Consider the following 16,941-nt stretch of genomic DNA (forward strand, 5'->3'; position numbering starts at 1 on the left):
ATTCCTCCAGCTCGACGAGGAGAGATGAGGATCCCCAGTGAAAACTCGGAAGTTGCTGACCGTGCTCGCAGGTGTCTGCGCTGCCGTCGCCCTGACTGCCTGCAACGGTGGCGGCGATACCGCCGGCAAACTGACCGGCGCCCGGATCATGGTCCCGAACTCGCCCGGCGGCGGCTACGACATCACCGCCCGCACCTCGGCCAAGGTCATGGAGGACGCCGGAATCGCGCGCTCGGTCGAGGTTTTCAACCTGCCCGGCGCCGGCGGCACGGTCGGGCTGGGCCGGCTGGTGGGGGAGAAGGGCAACGGCAAGCTGGTCATGCAGATGGGCCTGGGCGTCGTGGGCAGCGTGTACACCAACAAATCGCCGTCCAAGCTGACCGACACCACGCCGATCGCCCGGCTCATCGACGAACCCGACATCATCGTGGTCTCCAAGAACTCCAAGTACACCACCATCGACCAGCTCGTCGCGGACTGGAAGGCGAACCCGGGCGCGGTCCCGGTGGGCGGCGGCTCCTCGCCCGGCGGGCCGGACCACCTGGCTCCGATGCTGGTCGCCAAGGCCGTCGGCATCGAACCGAAGGCCGTCAACTACGTGCCCTTCGACGGCGGCGGTGAACTGCTCGCCTCGGTGCTCGGCAACAAGATCGCCTTCGGCGTCTCGGGCGTCGGCGAGTACCTGGACCAGATCCAGGCCGGGGAACTGCGCGTGCTGGCGGTGACCGGGCCCAAGCGCGTCGACGGCGTGACCGCGCCGACCCTGAAAGAGGCCGGTATCAATGTCGAATTCACCAACTGGCGCGGCGTGGTGGCCCCGCCCGGCATCAGCGACGACGAGCGCAAGGCCCTGATCGACGCCTACACCGCGATGCACGACTCCGCGCAGTGGAAGGAAGCCGTCAGCACCAACGGCTGGGGCGACGCGTTCCTGACCGGCGCCGACTTCGGCGCGTTCATCCAGCAGCAGACCGACCAGTGCGGCGCCGTGCTGAAGGATCTGGGGTTGGCATGAGTTCGGCAGTCCCCGAACCCGGCGACGCGGAACCCAGCGTCGCCGGGCCGGAGCACCCGGCCCCGGGAACCGGTGCGGCCGGGTGGTTTCGAGACCGCTCCGAGCTGGTCGTCTCCGTGCTGCTCGCGGCGGCGGGCGCGGTGGTGATCTCCGACGCGCTGCGGATGTCCACCGCATTCACCCAGCGCGGTCCCGTCGGGCCGAAGGCCATGCCGCTGGTGGTCGGCGCGCTGCTGGTGGCCGTCGCGGTCGCGCTGGCGATCGACGTGCTGCGCGGCGGGCGCGGCGAAGCCGAGGGCGGCGAGGACGTGGACCTGTCCACGCCGCCGGAATGGCGGACCGTCGGCCTGCTGATCGCGGTCTTCGTCGCCAATATCGTGCTGATCGACATCGTCGGATTCCCGATCGCGGGCGCGCTGCTGTTCTGGGGCGCGGCCTTCGCCCTGGGCAGCAGGCACCTGGTCCGCGATCCGCTCATCGCGGTGGCGCTGGCCCTGCTCACCTACGTCGTGTTCGGCGAACTGCTCGGCGTGACGCTGCCCGGTGGACCGTTGGATGGAGTCCTCTCCTGGGGGACGGCAGCCGGCGGGGTGGGTGAGCTCTGATGGACGCGCTGGGCAACCTACTGGCGGGCTTCGGCACCGCCCTGACCCCGACGCACCTGCTGCTGGCCGCGGTCGGCGTGCTGCTCGGCACCGCCATCGGCGTGCTGCCCGGCATCGGGCCCGCGATGGCGGTGGCGCTGCTGCTGCCGATCACCTACAGCGTGGAGCCGACGGGCGCGTTCATCATGTTCGCCGGCATCTACTACGGCGGCATGTTCGGCGGGTCGACCACCTCGATCCTGCTGAACACTCCAGGCGAGACCGCCTCGGTGGTGACCGCGATCGAGGGGCACCCGATGGCCAAGCGCGGCCGGGGCGCGCAGGCGCTGGCGACCGCCGCCATCGGGCACTTCGTCGGCGGCATCGCGGGCACCGCGCTGCTGGTGCTGACCGCGCCGCTGGTGGCGAAGTTCGCGGTGGACATCGGCGCGCCCGACTATTTCGCGATCATGCTGCTGGCGTTCATCGCGGTGACCTCCGTGCTCGGCAGTTCCCGCGTGCGCGGCTTCGCCTCGCTCGGAATCGGGCTGTCGCTGGGCCTGATCGGGCTGGACCCGATCACCGGGCAGCAGCGGCTGACCTTCGGGTCGCTGCAACTGGCCGACGGCATCGACGTGATCATCGTGGCGGTGGGGCTGTTCGCGGTCGGCGAGGCGCTGTGGGTGGCGGCGCATCTGCGCCGGCGCCCGGGCCGGGCCATCCCGGTGGGCCGAGCCTGGTTGAGCCGCAAGGACTTCGATCGCTCCTGGAAGGCGTGGCTGCGCGGGCCGTTCATCGGATTCCCGTTCGGCGCGGTGCCGGCGGGCGGTGCGGAGATCCCGACCTTCCTGTCCTATGCGACCGAAAAGCGCCTGTCCAAGCACAAGGACGAGTGGGGTAAGGGCGCGATCGAGGGTGTGGCGGGGCCGGAGTCGACCGCGAGCGCGTCCGCGGCGGGCACGCTCACCACCATGCTGACGCTCGGTCTGCCGACCACGGCGACCGCCGCCGTGATGCTGGCGGCGTTCCAGCAGTACGGCATTCAGCCCGGACCGCTGCTGTTCGAGCGGGAGTCGGAACTGGTGTGGACGCTCATCGCGAGCCTGTTCATCGGCACCGTGCTGCTGCTGGTGCTGAATCTGCCGCTGGCGCCGGTGTGGGCCAAGCTGCTGCGGATCCCGCGGCCCTACCTGTACGCGGGCATCCTGTTCTTCGCCAGCGTCGGGGCCTACGCCGTCTCCGGTGACGTGGTGGATCTGGTGCTGCTGCTGGTGATCGGCGTGATCGGTTTCCTCATGCGCCGATTCGGGCTGCCGCTGCTGCCCGCGATCATCGGCGTGATCCTCGGGCCGAACGCGGAGATGCAGATGCGGCGCGCGTTGCAGATCAGCGACGGCGCGTTGAGCGGGCTGGTCGACACCTGGTTCGCCAGGATCGTCTACGCGATCATCGCGGTCATCCTGCTGTGGCCGGTGCTCGCGTGGGGGCTCCGGAAACTGCTCGGCGGCCGTCAGTCGAGCGCGTAGCGCCCGTCCGGATCATCCCAGCCGGACCACATTTCGATTTTTCCGGCGGGGACGCCCGCCCAGCGCGGCAGCGGTTCACAACTGCGCAGCCACTGCTCGGGGATCGCGTCCAGGCCGGAGCGCGCGGCGAGGATGCCGCCGACGATGGCGCAGGTGGTGTCGACGTCGTCGGAGGCGACGGCGGTGGCCCACAGCGCTTCGGCGAAATCGTAGGGGTGCTTGGCCACCACCCAGAGGCAGAGCGGGACGGTGTCCTGAGCCGAGACTTCGCGCCCGGTGCCCAGCGTCGCCGCCGCGCTGCGGGAATCGTGCAGGTGCAAAAGGCTTTTCGCGGTTTCGATACCGTCGCGCACCAGGCCGGGCGGGGTGTACTCGGCCACGGCGGCCAGCAGATCGGCTCCGCTCAGCTCCAGCGCGGCGGCGACGGCCACCGCGATCGCCCCGGCCACGCCCTCGGGGTGGGTGTGGGTGACCTCCGCCGAGGCGGCCGCCTCGGCGACGACCCGGTCGAGATCTCCGGCGAAGTACGCGCCCAGCGGCGCGACGCGCATGGCCCCGCCGTTGCCCCACGATCCGCGCCCGTCGAACGCGGCGGGGGCCAATTCGCGCCAGTCGCCGCCTTCCTGGCGGATCAGGCGCAGCATCCGGTTGACGCCCGCGCCGTAGCCGCGATCGAAATCGTGGTGCCGGGCGAACGACGCCGCCAGGGCGTTCTGATCGATACGCCCGAGCCGGTCCAGGACGGCGTACACCGAGCAGGCCATCTCGGTGTCGTCGGTCCAGAACCACGGTGCCCGGGGCAGTACGCGATTGTGCAGCCCCCGGAAATTATCGGGGACGAAGAAGGAGGAGCCGAATCCGTCGCCCACGGCCAAGCCGTGCAGCGACGCGACGGCACGGGAGCGGCGGTCAGCGGTCATGCTCCGATCTTGCCGCAGTTGTCCGGATCCGCCCTAATCGATTTCCGTGGCGACGATTTCAGCGGTTGCCGAACACGCCCTCGAGCCGGTTGCGGGACCCGGGATGGACCAGGCGCGCGGCGCTCACCAGCCCGGTCGAGGACCAGGTGCGGCGGCGGATGAGCAGGCAGGGCTCGCCGCGCTCGATGCCGAGCAGCGCGCACTCCTCCGGCGAGCCGAGCACCGCCTCGACGATGTGCTCGCCGCGTTCCAGCGGCGCGACCTTGCTCAGGTAGGTGTTCGGGGTCAGGGTGCTGAAATCCTGGTCCAGGTAGTCCGGCGCCTCGGCGGGGTTGACCAGCCGGTCCTCCACCTGGATCGGCACCTCGTCCTCGTAGTGCACCAGGATCGAGTGGAAGACCCTGCGCGGCAGCAGTTCCCGCATGACCGAGCGCCGGTCCAGCTCCTCCTCGCACACCGAGACGACCTGGGTGCGGTGGCGGTGGCCGCGCTGCTGGATCTCGTCGGCGATGTTCTTCACCGCGAACAGCGAGGACGGCGCCTTGGTGCCCGCGACGAACGAACCCACGCCGGTGTGCCGCACGATCAGGCCCTCGGCGGTGAGTTCCCGCAGCGCGCGGTTGATCGTCATGCGGGACAGGCCGAGCGCGGCCACGAGCTGGTGCTCGGAGGGCAGCTGGTCGCCCTCGGACCAGCGACCGGATCTGATCTGCGCGGTCACCAGATTCTTGACCCGCTCGTAGGCGGGCGCGGACTGGCCCGAATCCCGGAACAACGCAGCGAGTTCCGCGTCGTGATCCGCGATCGTCATTTCCGGCACCCATCCCTGAAGTCACAGCAGCGGCTGGAGTCTATCCGGGTTCGGAGGCGCTTGACAGCCAGTTGTATATACAGGACTATACACCTCAGCCGCCGCGAGCGTGACGCGGCACACAGTGAATGAGGACAAGCCAGTGACACACGACGATCACTCCGGAGCGGGGCTTACTCCGGAACGCCGGACCATCGATGTCGTACCCGACCACGAACGGCACGGTTCGCCGCGCAGCCAGTTCACCCTGTGGTTCGGCGCGAACATGCAGATCACCGCGATCGTCGACGGGGCGCTGGCCGTGGTCTTCGGCGCCGACGCGTGGTGGGCGATGCTCGGCCTGCTCATCGGCAACGTGGTCGGCGGCGCGGTGATGGCGCTGCACTCCGCGCAGGGCCCGCGCATGGGCCTGCCGCAGATGATCTCCAGCCGCGCCCAGTTCGGCGTGCAGGGCGCGGTGCTGCCGCTGGTGCTGGTCGTGCTCATGTACCTGGGCTTCGCCGCGACCGGCACGGTGCTCGCGGGCCAGGCCGTGAACAAGATCCTGCACATCGACAGCCCGGTGCTCGGCATTCTGATCTTCGGCGCGCTCACCGCGTTCGTGGCGGTGACCGGCTACCGGCTGATCCATGTGGTCGGCCGGATCGCCACGGTTGTCGGCGTGCTCGGCTTCACCTACCTGTGCGTGCGCCTGTTCGCCGAATACGACGTGTCGAACTTCGTGGGCACCAAGCCCTTCGACGCCGCGACCTTCCTGCTGTCGATCTCCCTCGGCGCGGGCTGGCAGCTGACCTTCGGCCCCTACGTCGCCGACTACTCCCGCTACCTGCCGCGTTCCACCAGTGAGCGCACCACCTTCTGGTCCACCTTCGCCGGCTCGGTGATCGGTTCGCAGTGGGCGATGATGCTGGGCGTCCTGATCGCGGTGTGCGCGGGCAAGAGCTTCCTGTCCGACCAGGTCGGCTTCGTCGGCGAGCTGGCCGGGCCCGCGCTGGTCGCCACGCTGATCTACCTGGTGATCGTCACCGGCAAGCTGACGGTCAACTGCCTCAACGCCTACGGCGGCTTCATGTCGATCCTGACCACGGTCACCGCGTTCAACGGACAGACCCGGATCTCCGCCGCGGCCCGCACCGCCTACATCGTCGGCTTCACCGGCGTCTCGATGCTCATCGCGATCGCGGCCAGCGCCGACTTCCTGAACAACTTCAAGAATTTCGTGCTGGTGCTGCTCATGGTGTTCACGCCGTGGAGCGCGATCAACCTGATCGACTACTACCTGATCTCCAAAGAGCGCGTGGACATTCCGGCGCTCTACGACGTGAACGGGCGCTACGGGCGCTGGAACGTCACCGCGCTGAGCTGCTACGTGATCGGCGTGGTCGCGCAGGTGCCGTTCTTGGCGCAGAAGCTCTACACCGGCCCGATCACGAAAATGCTGGACGGCGCGGACATCTCGTGGATCGTCGGCATCGTGCTCACCGCCGCCCTCTATTACCCGCTCGCCAAGCGCACCAGCAACCCGCCCGACCGGATGATCTACCCCGCGCACACCGAAATGGCCGACACCCGAGCCTGATTCGCCATACCCGAAGGAGCACCACCATGCCCGACCGTACCGAAGGAGCGCGCCCGGTCTCCGCGCCGCGCGGCCCTGAACTCACCACCCTCGGCTGGCAGCAGGAGGGAGCGCTGCGCATGCTGATGAACAACCTCGACCCCGAGGTCGCCGAGCATCCCGACAGCCTGGTCGTCTACGGCGGCACCGGCCGCGCCGCGCGCAGCTGGCCCGCCTTCGACGCCATGGTGCGCACGCTGCGGACGCTGAAGTCCGACGAGACCATGCTGGTGCAGTCCGGCAAGCCGGTGGGAGTGTTCCGCACCCACGAGTGGGCGCCGCGGGTGCTGATCGCCAATTCCAATCTCGTCGGCGACTGGGCGAACTGGGAGGAGTTCCGGCGACTCGAGGAACTCGGCCTGACCATGTACGGGCAGATGACCGCCGGGTCCTGGATCTACATCGGCACCCAGGGCATCCTGCAGGGCACCTACGAGACCTTCGGCGCGGTCGCCCGCAAGCTCGCGGCGGCGGGCCGGGGCGCGGGCAGCTTGGCGGGCACCATCACGCTCACGGCCGGACTCGGCGGCATGGGCGGCGCGCAGCCGCTGGCCGTCACCATGAACGAGGGCGTCGCGATCTGCGTGGATTGCGACGTGACCCGGATCGATCGCCGCATCGCGCACAGGTACCTCGACACCAAGGCCGACGACCTCGAGCACGCGCTGCGGCTGGCCGTCGAGGCCCGAGACGCCAAGCGCCCGTTGTCGATCGGCGTCGAGGGCAACGCCGCGGAGATCTTCCCGCGGCTGCTCGCCCTGGGCGCGCCCATCGACATCGTCACCGATCAGACCTCGGCGCACGATCCGCTGGCCTACCTGCCCGCGGGTATTCCGTTCGCGGACATGAAGTCCGCCGCCGAGCGGGATCCCGATCTGTTCACCAAGCAGGCCCGCGAATCCATGGCCCGCCACGTCGAGGCCATGGTCGGCTTCATGGACGCGGGCGCGGAGGTCTTCGACTACGGCAACTCCATTCGCGACGAAGCCCGCAAGGGCGGCTACGCCCGCGCCTTCGAGTTCCCGGGCTTCGTGCCCGCCTACATCCGCCCGCTGTTCGAGGAGGGGCTGGGCCCGTTCCGCTGGGCGGCGCTCTCGGGCGATCCGAAGGACATCGCCGCCACCGACAAGGCGATCCTGGAGCTGTTCCCGGAGAACGCGCATCTGCGCCGCTGGATCGAGATGGCCGGGGAGAAGGTCGCTTTCGAGGGCTTGCCGGCCCGGATCTGCTGGCTCGGCTACGGCGAACGGCACCTGGCCGGCCTGAAATTCAACGAGATGGTGGCCTCGGGTGAACTGTCCGCCCCGGTCGCCATCGGCCGCGATCACCTCGACTCCGGCTCGGTCGCCTCGCCCTACCGCGAAACCGAGGCCATGCTCGACGGCTCCGACGCCATCGCCGACTGGCCGCTGCTCAACGCCCTGGTCAACACCGCCTCGGGCGCGTCGTGGGTGTCGATCCACCACGGCGGCGGCGTCGGCATGGGACGCTCCATCCACGCCGGGCAGGTGTGCGTGGCCGACGGCACCGAACTGGCGGCCGAGAAGATCACCCGGGTGCTGACCAACGATCCGGGGATGGGCGTCATCCGGCACGTCGACGCGGGCTACGAACACGCCGCCGACGTGGCCCGGGAACGCGGCGTGCGTGTCCCCATGACGGAAGGCTGATCGCGTGACGGTGCTGCTGACCAATATCGGCACGCTGGTGACCAACGATCCGGCGCTCGGGGCGGGTGCGCTCGGCGTGATCCACGACGCCGCACTAGTTTTCGACGGCGGCGTGGTGGCGTGGGCCGGCGCGGCCGACCGGGCCCCGGACGCCGACACAGCGCACGACCTGGGCGGTGCTGCGGTGCTGCCGGGGTTCGTCGAGAGCCATTCGCACCTGGTGTTCGCGGGGGACCGGGCCGAGGAGTTCGGCGCCCGGATGGCGGGCAAGCCGTACGCGGCGGGCGGCATCCGCACCACGATCGCGGCCACGCGCGCCGCCACCGACGCGGAGCTGCGGGCCAACGTCCGCCGGTTGCTGGACGAATCGTTGCGCTCCGGCAGTACCACCGTCGAGATCAAGAGCGGCTACGGGCAATCGGTGCCCAGCGAGCTGCGCAGTGTGCGGATCGCGAGCGAGTTCACCGACGAGGTGACCTTGCTCGCGGCGCACGTGCCGCCGCCGGAATACGCGGGGCGGGTGGACGAATACGTCGAGATGGTGTGCACGGAGATGATCGAGGCGTGTGCGCCGCACGCGAAGTGGATCGATGTGTTCTGCGAGCAGGGCGCCTTCGACCGGGATCAGGCCGCCGCCGTGCTCACCGCGGGCGCCGCGGCGGGCCTGACGCCGCGCGTGCACGGCAACCAGCTGCATCAGGGGCCGGGTGTGCAACTCGCGGTCGAGCACAGGGCGGCCTCGGTGGACCACGTGGCGCACGTCAGCGCCGCCGACATCGAGGCGCTGGCGCACAGCTCGACCGTAGCGACGGTGCTGCCCGCCGCCGACTTCTGCACGCGCAACACCTATCCCGACGCGCGCGCACTGCTCGACGCGGGCGTCACGGTCGCGCTCGGCGCGGACTGCAACCCGGGCACCTCGTACACCACCAGCATCCCGTTCTGCATCGCCCTGGCGGTCCGCGACCTGCGGATGACGCCGGAGGAAGCGGTGTGGGCGGCTACCGCGGGTGGTGCGAAAGCGTTGCGCCGCACCGATATCGGCGCACTGACGCCCGGTCTGCGCGCGGACGCCGTAGTGCTGGACGCACCGTCCTACCTGCACCTGGCCTACCGGCCGGGTGTGCCCCTGGTGCGTCAGGTGTGGAAGAACGGTGCGGTCGCGACCTCTTGGGAGCATCGACATGGAGAGTGAGGCGGTAGCTGTGCGCACCTCGCGGGCGCGGTCGTGCGATCGACAGGCGCGGGCGTGGTTGTCCGCGGTGCTCGGCGAGGCGGACCGATGAGCCCCGCTGCGGTCCCGCCGGAATGGGCGGGCCGGGTGGACGGAGCAGGTGCCGAGCATCTGCGTTGGCACCAGGTGGTCGAAAACTACGACGCGACAGCCGATCCCGATGCTTGCGTCTTCCTCGGTTTCGCGAGCGACGAAGGGGTGCGGCGCAACAAGGGTCGGCCGGGAGCGGCGGCCGGGCCGAGCGCGTTGCGCACGGCGCTGGCCAGCATGGCACTGCCCGGTCCGCTGCGCGCCTACGACGCGGGCGATGTCGCAGTCGCCGACGGTGACCTCGAGGCCGGACAGGAGCGGCTGGCCGCGGCGGTCTCGGGCGTGCTGGACGCCGGGCACTTTCCGATCGTGCTCGGCGGCGGTCACGAGGTCGCGTTCGGAACCTATCGCGGCCTGGCCCGCTCGGCCCGGCGCACACCGACCACCCGGCTCGGAATCCTCAACCTGGACGCGCATTTCGATCTGCGCGCCGACCCGATCCCGAGTTCCGGCACGCCCTTCCGGCAGATCGCCGACCTCGAGCGGGCGCACGGAACGCCGTGGCAGTACGCGGTGCTCGGCATCAGCCAGCCGAGCAACACCCGGGCGCTGTTCGAGACCGCCGACCGGCTCGGCGTGCGCTATCTGCTCGATGACGACTGCGGCACCGGCGATCTCGCGGGTGTGCTGGCCTTCGTGGACGAGTTCCTCGGATCGGTCGACCTGGTCTACCTCACCATCGACCTCGACGTCCTGCCCGCGGCGATCGCGCCCGGGGTCAGCGCCCCGGCCGCGTACGGTGTGCCGCTGGAAACGATCCAGGCGGTCACCGATCGGGTAGCGGCCAGCGGCAAGCTGGTGGTTTGCGATGTGGCCGAACTCGATCCGGGCCGGGACATCGACAACCGGACCGCTCGCACGGCGGCCCGCCTGCTGCACCGCATCGCGCTCCGGCGAGTCTGAGCCGAGGCGTGCACGATCAGCGGGTGGCGCGCGCGTGCAAGGCCGCGGCCACCTCGCGGGCCGAGGTGAACGCGCCGTGCTGCCAGGCGACCGCGGACGAGAGGTAGTCACCGGCGAAGTAGATCCGGCCCACCGGCTGGTGCAGCGCGGCGTACCCGGCCCACTCCACCCACGCGCCCTCGGAGTAGCGGGTGCGCCGCCAGCCGGCCGAGAACGAGGAGAGGATGTCGGCCTCGTATTTCGGACCGTGAATCGAGGAGCCTTCGGCTACCGCTTTCGTCACGCGCTGGTCGGGTGTCATTGACTCGAACGCCAGGTGCCTGCGGCCGATGTTGTAATAGCCGACGAGCACCCCGCGTTCGCCACCGAAATCGCCGGAGGGATACATGATCTGGGTGATGTCACGGTCGGTGTAGGTGATGCCGCCGAAGATCCGATCGTCCAGCTCCCACCAGCGGCGGGCATACTCCAGTCCGAGCTTCCCCGCCGGCACCGGAATCGCCGAACGCAGCGCCGCGACGATGTCGACCGGCAGGTTGTGGGAGAGGCGGACAACCAGATTCGGCGGCAGCGCGCACACGCAATAGTTCGCGGCGATCGAGTGCGTTCCCCCGCCCTGAACGAATTCGACCTCGACCCCGTCCGCGGTATTGCGCAGCGCGGTGACCTCGGCTCCGAAACGAAGGTGCTCGGCGCCGATCTCACGCTGGAACGCGCCATAGATTGCGTCCATCCCGCCGATCGGGGTGAGCATCGTCATGGCCTGGTCGTAGCCGAATTCGAAGCTGAAGTCGCGGCCGAGGCCGCCGCGGATCACCTCCGAGAGCCCGAACGGCGTGGGCTCGGCGCCCCGCCGGGGCGAGCCGAGATAGCGTCCGTCACTGGACAGGTCGCCGAAATCGCGCAGGAACGACGCGAGCGCCTCCTTGTCCGCGACGGTCAGCACGTCGTCCAACGCGCCGCGCGCGGCCGCCTTGCTCAGTAGCTCCGAAAGGTAGCCGTACACATCGGCTTTGGCGGCGCGCTGGGAAATCGAGTGGCCCGACAGCGCGGTGCCGCCGCGATAGTTGACCAGCGCGTTGGCGTTCTGGTTGGCGAAGGCCCGCAGCGGCACGCGGAGTTCGCGGCAGTAGTCGATGGTGAGGTGGCCCTGCGGAATCCGGCTGGCGCCGAGATCGAGGTACTGCCCCGGACCGAACGCACAGGTCTGGGTATGCCCGTCGAGATCGGTTTCGGTGCTGCCCGCGCGCACCGACCACACTCGTCCGCCCGGCCGCTGCCGCGCCTCCAGCACGGTGACCCGGTGTCCCGCCTTGCCCAGTTCGTAGGCCGCGCACAGCCCGGCCGGGCCGGCGCCGAGCACCAGGATCGCGGCGTCGCCGCGCGGAGTGGCGCTGGGCGCGCGGAAGCGGGCCGAGCCGTCGGTGCAGCCCGGCGCGAGGCCGAGTGTCGCCATGGCCCCGTACGCCAGACCCGCCCCGCCGGTCAGACCGAGCCCCCGCACGAACGTGCGTCGCGTGACCTCCATCGGAGCACCCTCCCTCGCACCGGGCAACCGGTTGTCGAGTGAGCGTCCCACCGATCACGCCGGTGTACGGCCGGAAACGTGGAGCCGCCGCGTAATTCGATCGACGGTCGGCGTGCGGAGGCGCCGAGACCGGTATCCGTCGACGGCCACGCGAGAACGACGACGCCGTCAGGGTTCGGCTGACACTCGGCGCTCGTCGAGGACCTCGGCGGGCGGACCGGCCGCGACGAGCCGCCCCGCCCGCAGGGACAGGCAGTAGTCCGCGCGCAGCGCCTCGTCACGGTCGTGGGTGGCTTGCAGCACAGTGGTGCCGGCGGCGCTGATCTCGGCCAGGCACCGGGAGATCGATTCCTGCGCTTCGGCATCCAGCCCGGCGGCCGGTTCGTCGAGCAGCAGCAGCCGGGATTGCTGAGCCAGAGCCTGGGCGAGCAGCGCGCGCTGGCGCTGGCCGCCGGAGAGGCTGTCGAGGCGGCGGTCGGCGAGATCGGCGATGTCCACCCGGGCCATGCAGTCGGTGATCAGCGTGCGGTCCGCGCGGGTCAGCCACCGCCACGGGCCGCGCGCGCCCCAGCGTCCCATCGCCACGGTTTCGCGGACGGTCAGCGGGAGCGTGGGCGGCACCGCCGTGTGCTGCACCACCAGCGCCGGCCGGCCGGGCACGGTGCTGTGAACCGAGCCGCGCAGCGGGGTCAGGACACCGGCGACCAGGCCGAGCAGGGTGGATTTGCCGGAGCCGTTCGGGCCCACCACCGCCGTCACCCGGGCGTGCGGGATAGCGGCCGTGACCTCGTGCAGCACCGGTTCGCCGCCGTAACTCGCGCTGACTCCGGTCAGCCGGATGGCGGTCGGCTCGGAATTGTGTTCCATGTCACCTCACTTGAAACGATAATCATTTTCATCATAGTGTGTCGCGACATGGAGTGGCTGGTGGACCCGTTCGAGGTGGCGTTCGTACAGAGAGCGCTGTGGGGCGGTCTGCTGGTTTCGGGCATCTGCGCCCTGGCCGGAACCTGGGTTGTGGTGCGCGGCATGGCTTTTCTGGGCGACGCGATGGCGCACGGGATGCTGCCGGGCGTGGCCGTCGCGGCGCTGCTCGGCGGAAATCTGGTGCTCGGCGCGGCGATCAGCTGTGCCGCAATGGCTTTCGGGGTGTCGGCGCTCGGCCGCACCCGCCGGTTCGCCGCCGACACCGGAATCGGGTTGCTGTTCGTGGGCATGCTGGCCCTGGGCGTGATTCTCGTGTCCCGCTCGGATTCCTTCGCGGTGGATCTGACCGCCTTCCTCTTCGGCGACGTGCTGGGCGTGCGCGTCAGCGATCTCGGGTTCCTGCTCGCGGCGCTGGCCGCCGCGCTCGCGGTGACGATCCTCGGCCATCGCGCCTTCGTCGCGCTGGCCTTCGATCCGCGCAAGGCGCACACCCTCGGGTTGCGGCCCAAGCTCGCCCAGGTGGCGCTGCTCGGCCTGGTGACGCTGGCGATCGTCGCGTCCTTCCACGTGGTGGGGACGCTGCTGGTCTTCGGCCTGCTCATCGCGCCCCCGGCGGCCGCCCTGTGCTGGGCCGACCGGATTCCGGTGGTGATGGCGCTGGCCGCGTCCTTCGGCGCGCTGTCCACCGCCGCGGGCCTGCTGATCTCGTGGCACGCCCGGACCGCGGCCGGGGCCACCATCGCGCTGGTGGCGGTCGGTTCGTTCTTCGTCTCGGCCGCGCTCGCGGCGCTGCGGGATCGGGTGCGCCGCGGCGGGCGGACCGCGGCGGCGCTGGCCGCGGCGGTGGCTGTCCCGCTGTCCGGTTGCGCGGCAACCGATGTCGCGAGCGATCCGGTGACCACCGAGACTCCGCACGGGTACGTCGAAGGCGCGGAGGAGACCGCGGACGCGCAGCCCCGCCTGATCCTGGCCGATCGCGGCACCGGCGCGCTGCGCGTGCTCGACCTGACCACCGAGCAGGTCACCGAGGCCGGAACCGCCCCGGGCCTGCGCCGATTGGCGGGGGACGGCCGGTACGGCTACGCCACCGGCGGCGACGCGGTGCGGATCACCGACAGCGGCGCCTGGATGGTCGACCACGAGGACCACGTGCACTACTACCGCGCGCCGATCCGCGCGGCGGGCGAGGTCGCGGGCGGCGAGCTCACGGCGGTGCACAGCGACAAGGCGCTCGTCGCACTGGCTTTCGCCGACGGGACCACGGCGTTGCTCGACCGGCCCGAGCTGGACAAGGGCGTCGTCGTGGAATCGCGGCGGATCCCCGGGCTGGCGGTGCCCTATGCCGAAAACCTCGTCGTCGCCGAACCGGACGGTGTGCGGGTGCGTTCCCGCACGGGCGAATCCGTCGCGGCGATCCCCGAGCCGTGCCGGGACCCGCGCGGACGAGCCGTCACCCGTCGCGGCGTCGTCTTCGGTTGCGCCGATGGCGCTTTGGTCGTACGCAAACAGGAGGACGGGTTCATCGGGGAGAAGATCCCGTACCCCCGGCCGGTGTCCGAGGCGGAGCGCGCCGTCGAATTCACGCACCGTCCCGGCAGCCCCGCGCTGACGGCCGAGGCCGGTGGCCAGGGCCTGTGGTTCCTGGATGTCCGCAAGAAGACCTGGCGTTCGGTGCCGCTGGCCGACATCGTCGCGGTCGGCACCGCGGGCGAGGGAGCACCGCTGCTGGCGCTGACCCGCGACGGCGTGCTGCACGCCTTCGACCCCGAAACCGGCGCGCCCACAGCGCAATCCAAGGTGCTGACGCAACCGATCGGCGCCGAGCCGCCGACCCTCGTCGTGGACAGCGCCCGCGCCTACGTCAACGACGCGGCCGCCCGTGCGGTGCACGAGATCGACTACAACGACAACCTGCGCGTGGCGCGCACCTTCACGCTCGACATCGCGCCGTCACTGCTGGTGGAGACGGGCCAATGAAAACTCTGATCCGCGTCCTCGCCTGCCTGGCGGTCCTGCTGCCCGCCGCGACCGCGTGCACCGGCGGGACGGACGAGCGCTCCGGCATCGTCGTCACGACCAACATCCTCGGCGACCTCACCCGCGCCGTCGTCGGCGACGCCGCCCCAGTCACGGTGCTGATGCCCGCCGGTGCGGATCCGCACTCCTTCGGCATCTCCGCGCGCCAGGCCGCCGAAATCGAACAGGCGGGCCTGGTCGTGCACAACGGTCTCGGCCTGGAGGAGGGCGTGGCGCGCAACGTCACCGCCGCCGCGGCGGCCGGTGTCCCGACGCTGTCGGTCGCCGAACAGCTCGACCCCCTCGCCTACAGCTCCGACGAGTCGAAAGGCAAGCCGGACCCGCACTTCTGGACCGATCCGCGCCGGGTGCGCAAGGCCGTCGAACTGATCAGTGCGCGGGTGCTCGAGCTGGAGGGGGTCGACGCCGCCGGTGTTCACACCCGCACCGCGGCCTACCTGGCCGAACTGGACCGGCTCGACGCCTGGATGACCGAGCGGTTCGCGAGCATCCCCGCCGAGCGGCGCAAACTGGTCACCAATCACCACGTATTCGGTTACCTGGCACAGCGTTTCGGCTTCACGGTGGTCGGCGCGGTGATCCCCAGCGGCAGCACCCTGGCCTCGCCGAGCGCCGCGGATCTGAGCAACCTGGCCGACGCGATCCGCACCGCGGGCGTCGGCGCCATCTTCGTCGACTCCTCCCAGCCCGACCGGCTCGCCCGCGTGCTGGCCGAGCGCGCCGGCGTGCACGTGCGCGTCATCGGCCTGCACACCGAATCGCTGACCGCGCCCGGCGAGGGGGCCGGCAGCTACCTGGAGATGGCGCGCGCCAACACCGAAGACATCGTCCGCGGACTCGCGCCGCACTAGAAAAATGGAGTAGCACATGAACATTCGGTCACGAAAAGCCGTGGCCCTGTCCGGACTGGTCGCCACGGTGGTGGCGCTCGGCGGTTGCGGGACCGACGACGAGCACGGGCACGGCCACGAGCCGGGCGCGGAGCCGATCGCGCTCACCTACGACGGCGGCATCCTGGTGCTGGACGGCAAGACCCTGGCGCAGCGCGGCGAAGTGAAGCTGGAGGGCTTCAACCGCCTGAACCCGGCGGGCGACGCGCACCACCTGATGGTCACGCACAAGGACACCTTCCGGGTCTTCGACGCCTACGACGCGAAGTTCACCGACGTCGAGTTCACCGCGGCCAAGCCGGGGCACGTGGTGCTGCACGCCGGTCGCACCGTGCTCTTCGCCGACGGCTCCGGCGAGGTGACCAGCTTCGCCTCCGACCAGCTGGCCGACGGCAAGCCGCAGACCGCGCACTACAAGACCCCCGCACCGCACCACGGCGTCGCGATCGAGCTGAGCGACGGCCGCCTGGTCACCACCGTGGGCACCGAGGAGAAGCGCTCCGGCATCGTCGTGCTGGACAAGGACCGCAAGGAGATCGCCCGCAACGAGGACTGCCCGGGCGTGCACGGCGAGGCCGCCGCGCAGGGCGAGGCCGTGGTGCTGGGCTGCCAGACCGGCGTCGTGGTCTACCGCGACGGCAAGATCACCAAGGTAACCAGCCCGGACGCCTACGGCCGGATCGGCAACCAGGCCGGCAGCGACGTCTCCCCGGTCGTGCTCGGCGACTACAAGAAGGACAAGGACGCCGAACTCGAGCGCCCGACCCAGGTGTCGCTGATCGACACCACCACCGGCACCCTGAAGCTGGTCGAGCTCGGCACCAGCTACACCTTCCGGTCGCTGGGCCGCGGCCCGGCCGGTGAGGCCCTGGTGCTCGGCACCGACGGCAAGCTGCACGTGATCGATCCGGTCGCCGCCAAGGTCACCAAGTCGATCCCGGTGCTCGATTCCTGGACCGAGCCGCTGAAGTGGCAGCAGGCCCGTCCGGCGCTGTTCGTGCGCGGCGGCACCGCCTACGTCTCGGACCCGGGCAGCAAGCAGGTGCATCGCATCGATCTGGGCGCCGGGACGGTGGCCGCGAGCGCCACGCTGAGCGCGGCGCCGAACGAGATCAGCGGTGTGGTCGCCCACTGAGCATCCCTGGGCCCACCTCGTCGCCGCCGGTCCGCCGGTGGCGACGGGGTGGG

Annotated in this window: 14 protein-coding genes; 10 read left to right on the plus strand and 4 right to left on the minus strand. The window is 70.5% G+C overall.

Annotation, left to right across the window (positions count from 1 at the left end; translation table 11 throughout):
- Positions 1–37 precede the first annotated feature (37 nt).
- The 3 genes from AB0I43_RS08995 to AB0I43_RS09005 are packed head-to-tail and all read left to right on the plus strand — an operon-like array spanning position 38 to position 3,125.
- Complete coding sequence (locus tag AB0I43_RS08995) at positions 38–1,015, plus strand: tripartite tricarboxylate transporter substrate binding protein (protein WP_356976846.1); 978 nt, start codon at positions 38–40, stop codon at positions 1,013–1,015.
- Positions 1,012–1,620: a tripartite tricarboxylate transporter TctB family protein gene (locus AB0I43_RS09000; protein ID WP_356976844.1), complete on the plus strand. Its 609-nt coding sequence runs from the start codon at positions 1,012–1,014 to the stop codon at positions 1,618–1,620. Before AB0I43_RS08995 ends, AB0I43_RS09000 begins: the two co-directional genes overlap by 4 nt.
- Positions 1,620–3,125, plus strand: a complete 1,506-nt coding sequence (locus AB0I43_RS09005; protein WP_356976842.1) for a tripartite tricarboxylate transporter permease — start codon at positions 1,620–1,622, stop codon at positions 3,123–3,125. The genes AB0I43_RS09000 and AB0I43_RS09005 overlap by 1 nt, the downstream gene beginning before the upstream one ends.
- Here the strand turns inward: AB0I43_RS09005 and AB0I43_RS09010 are convergent.
- Both AB0I43_RS09010 and hutC read right to left on the minus strand, forming a co-directional pair.
- Complete coding sequence (locus tag AB0I43_RS09010; protein WP_356976840.1) at positions 3,110–4,045, minus strand: ADP-ribosylglycohydrolase family protein; 936 nt, start codon at positions 4,043–4,045, stop codon at positions 3,110–3,112. The two genes, AB0I43_RS09005 and AB0I43_RS09010, sit on opposite strands and share 16 nt — an antisense overlap.
- Positions 4,046–4,103: 58 nt before the next feature.
- A complete protein-coding gene (gene hutC, locus AB0I43_RS09015) occupies positions 4,104–4,856 on the minus strand; it encodes a histidine utilization repressor (RefSeq protein WP_356976838.1) in 753 nt (250 codons plus the stop codon).
- Between the two features lie 142 nt (positions 4,857–4,998).
- Here hutC and AB0I43_RS09020 point away from each other — a divergent pair, with 142 nt between their 5' ends.
- The 4 genes from AB0I43_RS09020 (at position 4,999) to hutG (ending at position 10,371) form a co-directional block, all read left to right on the plus strand.
- On the plus strand, positions 4,999–6,435 hold the full coding sequence (locus AB0I43_RS09020) for a cytosine permease (RefSeq protein WP_356976836.1): 1,437 nt from the start codon (positions 4,999–5,001) through the stop codon (positions 6,433–6,435).
- 26 nt (positions 6,436–6,461) lie between these two features.
- Positions 6,462–8,144, plus strand: a complete 1,683-nt coding sequence (hutU, locus tag AB0I43_RS09025) for a urocanate hydratase (protein WP_356976834.1) — start codon at positions 6,462–6,464, stop codon at positions 8,142–8,144.
- 4 nt (positions 8,145–8,148) lie between these two features.
- Positions 8,149–9,339: an imidazolonepropionase gene (hutI, locus tag AB0I43_RS09030; protein WP_356976832.1), complete on the plus strand. Its 1,191-nt coding sequence runs from the start codon at positions 8,149–8,151 to the stop codon at positions 9,337–9,339.
- A gap of 87 nt (positions 9,340–9,426) precedes the next feature.
- Positions 9,427–10,371, plus strand: coding sequence for a formimidoylglutamase (gene hutG / locus AB0I43_RS09035; protein ID WP_356976830.1), 945 nt, complete (start codon positions 9,427–9,429; stop codon positions 10,369–10,371).
- 16 nt (positions 10,372–10,387) lie between these two features.
- On the opposite strand, the gene AB0I43_RS09040 is transcribed toward hutG, so the two are convergent.
- Both AB0I43_RS09040 and aztA read right to left on the minus strand, forming a co-directional pair.
- Positions 10,388–11,899: an FAD-dependent oxidoreductase gene (locus AB0I43_RS09040; RefSeq protein WP_356976828.1), complete on the minus strand. Its 1,512-nt coding sequence runs from the start codon at positions 11,897–11,899 to the stop codon at positions 10,388–10,390.
- Positions 11,900–12,067: 168 nt separating this feature from the next.
- Complete coding sequence (gene aztA, locus AB0I43_RS09045; RefSeq protein ID WP_356976826.1) at positions 12,068–12,766, minus strand: zinc ABC transporter ATP-binding protein AztA; 699 nt, start codon at positions 12,764–12,766, stop codon at positions 12,068–12,070.
- 48 nt (positions 12,767–12,814) lie between these two features.
- Between aztA and aztB the strand changes: the two genes are divergently transcribed.
- From aztB to aztD, 3 genes are read left to right on the plus strand one after another with little or no spacing between them, the layout of a single operon-like run.
- Complete coding sequence (gene aztB / locus AB0I43_RS09050; RefSeq protein ID WP_356976824.1) at positions 12,815–14,803, plus strand: zinc ABC transporter permease AztB; 1,989 nt, start codon at positions 12,815–12,817, stop codon at positions 14,801–14,803.
- Complete coding sequence (gene aztC / locus AB0I43_RS09055) at positions 14,800–15,714, plus strand: zinc ABC transporter substrate-binding protein AztC (protein ID WP_356976822.1); 915 nt, start codon at positions 14,800–14,802, stop codon at positions 15,712–15,714. Before aztB ends, aztC begins: the two co-directional genes overlap by 4 nt.
- A 16-nt stretch (positions 15,715–15,730) precedes the next feature.
- Positions 15,731–16,888, plus strand: coding sequence for a zinc metallochaperone AztD (gene aztD, locus AB0I43_RS09060; RefSeq protein WP_356976820.1), 1,158 nt, complete (start codon positions 15,731–15,733; stop codon positions 16,886–16,888).
- The last annotated feature ends 53 nt before the right edge of the window (positions 16,889–16,941 follow it).

This window comes from Nocardia sp. NPDC050435 (assembly GCF_040655395.1).
GTDB lineage: Bacteria > Actinomycetota > Actinomycetes > Mycobacteriales > Mycobacteriaceae > Nocardia.

Bases quoted from the DNA above. Each gene is read 5' to 3' on its own strand.
- aztD (WP_356976820.1), top strand. From the start codon at position 15,731: ATGAACATTCGGTCACGAAAAGCCGTGGCCCTGTCCGGACTGGTCGCC.
- hutU (WP_356976834.1), top strand. From the start codon at position 6,462: ATGCCCGACCGTACCGAAGGAGCGCGCCCGGTCTCCGCGCCGCGCGGC.
- hutC (WP_356976838.1), bottom strand. From the start codon at position 4,856: ATGACGATCGCGGATCACGACGCGGAACTCGCTGCGTTGTTCCGGGAT.
- hutG (WP_356976830.1), top strand. From the start codon at position 9,427: ATGAGCCCCGCTGCGGTCCCGCCGGAATGGGCGGGCCGGGTGGACGGA.
- aztC (WP_356976822.1), top strand. From the start codon at position 14,800: ATGAAAACTCTGATCCGCGTCCTCGCCTGCCTGGCGGTCCTGCTGCCC.
- AB0I43_RS09000 (WP_356976844.1), top strand. From the start codon at position 1,012: ATGAGTTCGGCAGTCCCCGAACCCGGCGACGCGGAACCCAGCGTCGCC.
- AB0I43_RS09010 (WP_356976840.1), bottom strand. From the start codon at position 4,045: ATGACCGCTGACCGCCGCTCCCGTGCCGTCGCGTCGCTGCACGGCTTG.
- AB0I43_RS09040 (WP_356976828.1), bottom strand. From the start codon at position 11,899: ATGGAGGTCACGCGACGCACGTTCGTGCGGGGGCTCGGTCTGACCGGC.
- AB0I43_RS09005 (WP_356976842.1), top strand. From the start codon at position 1,620: ATGGACGCGCTGGGCAACCTACTGGCGGGCTTCGGCACCGCCCTGACC.
- aztB (WP_356976824.1), top strand. From the start codon at position 12,815: ATGGAGTGGCTGGTGGACCCGTTCGAGGTGGCGTTCGTACAGAGAGCG.
- aztA (WP_356976826.1), bottom strand. From the start codon at position 12,766: ATGGAACACAATTCCGAGCCGACCGCCATCCGGCTGACCGGAGTCAGC.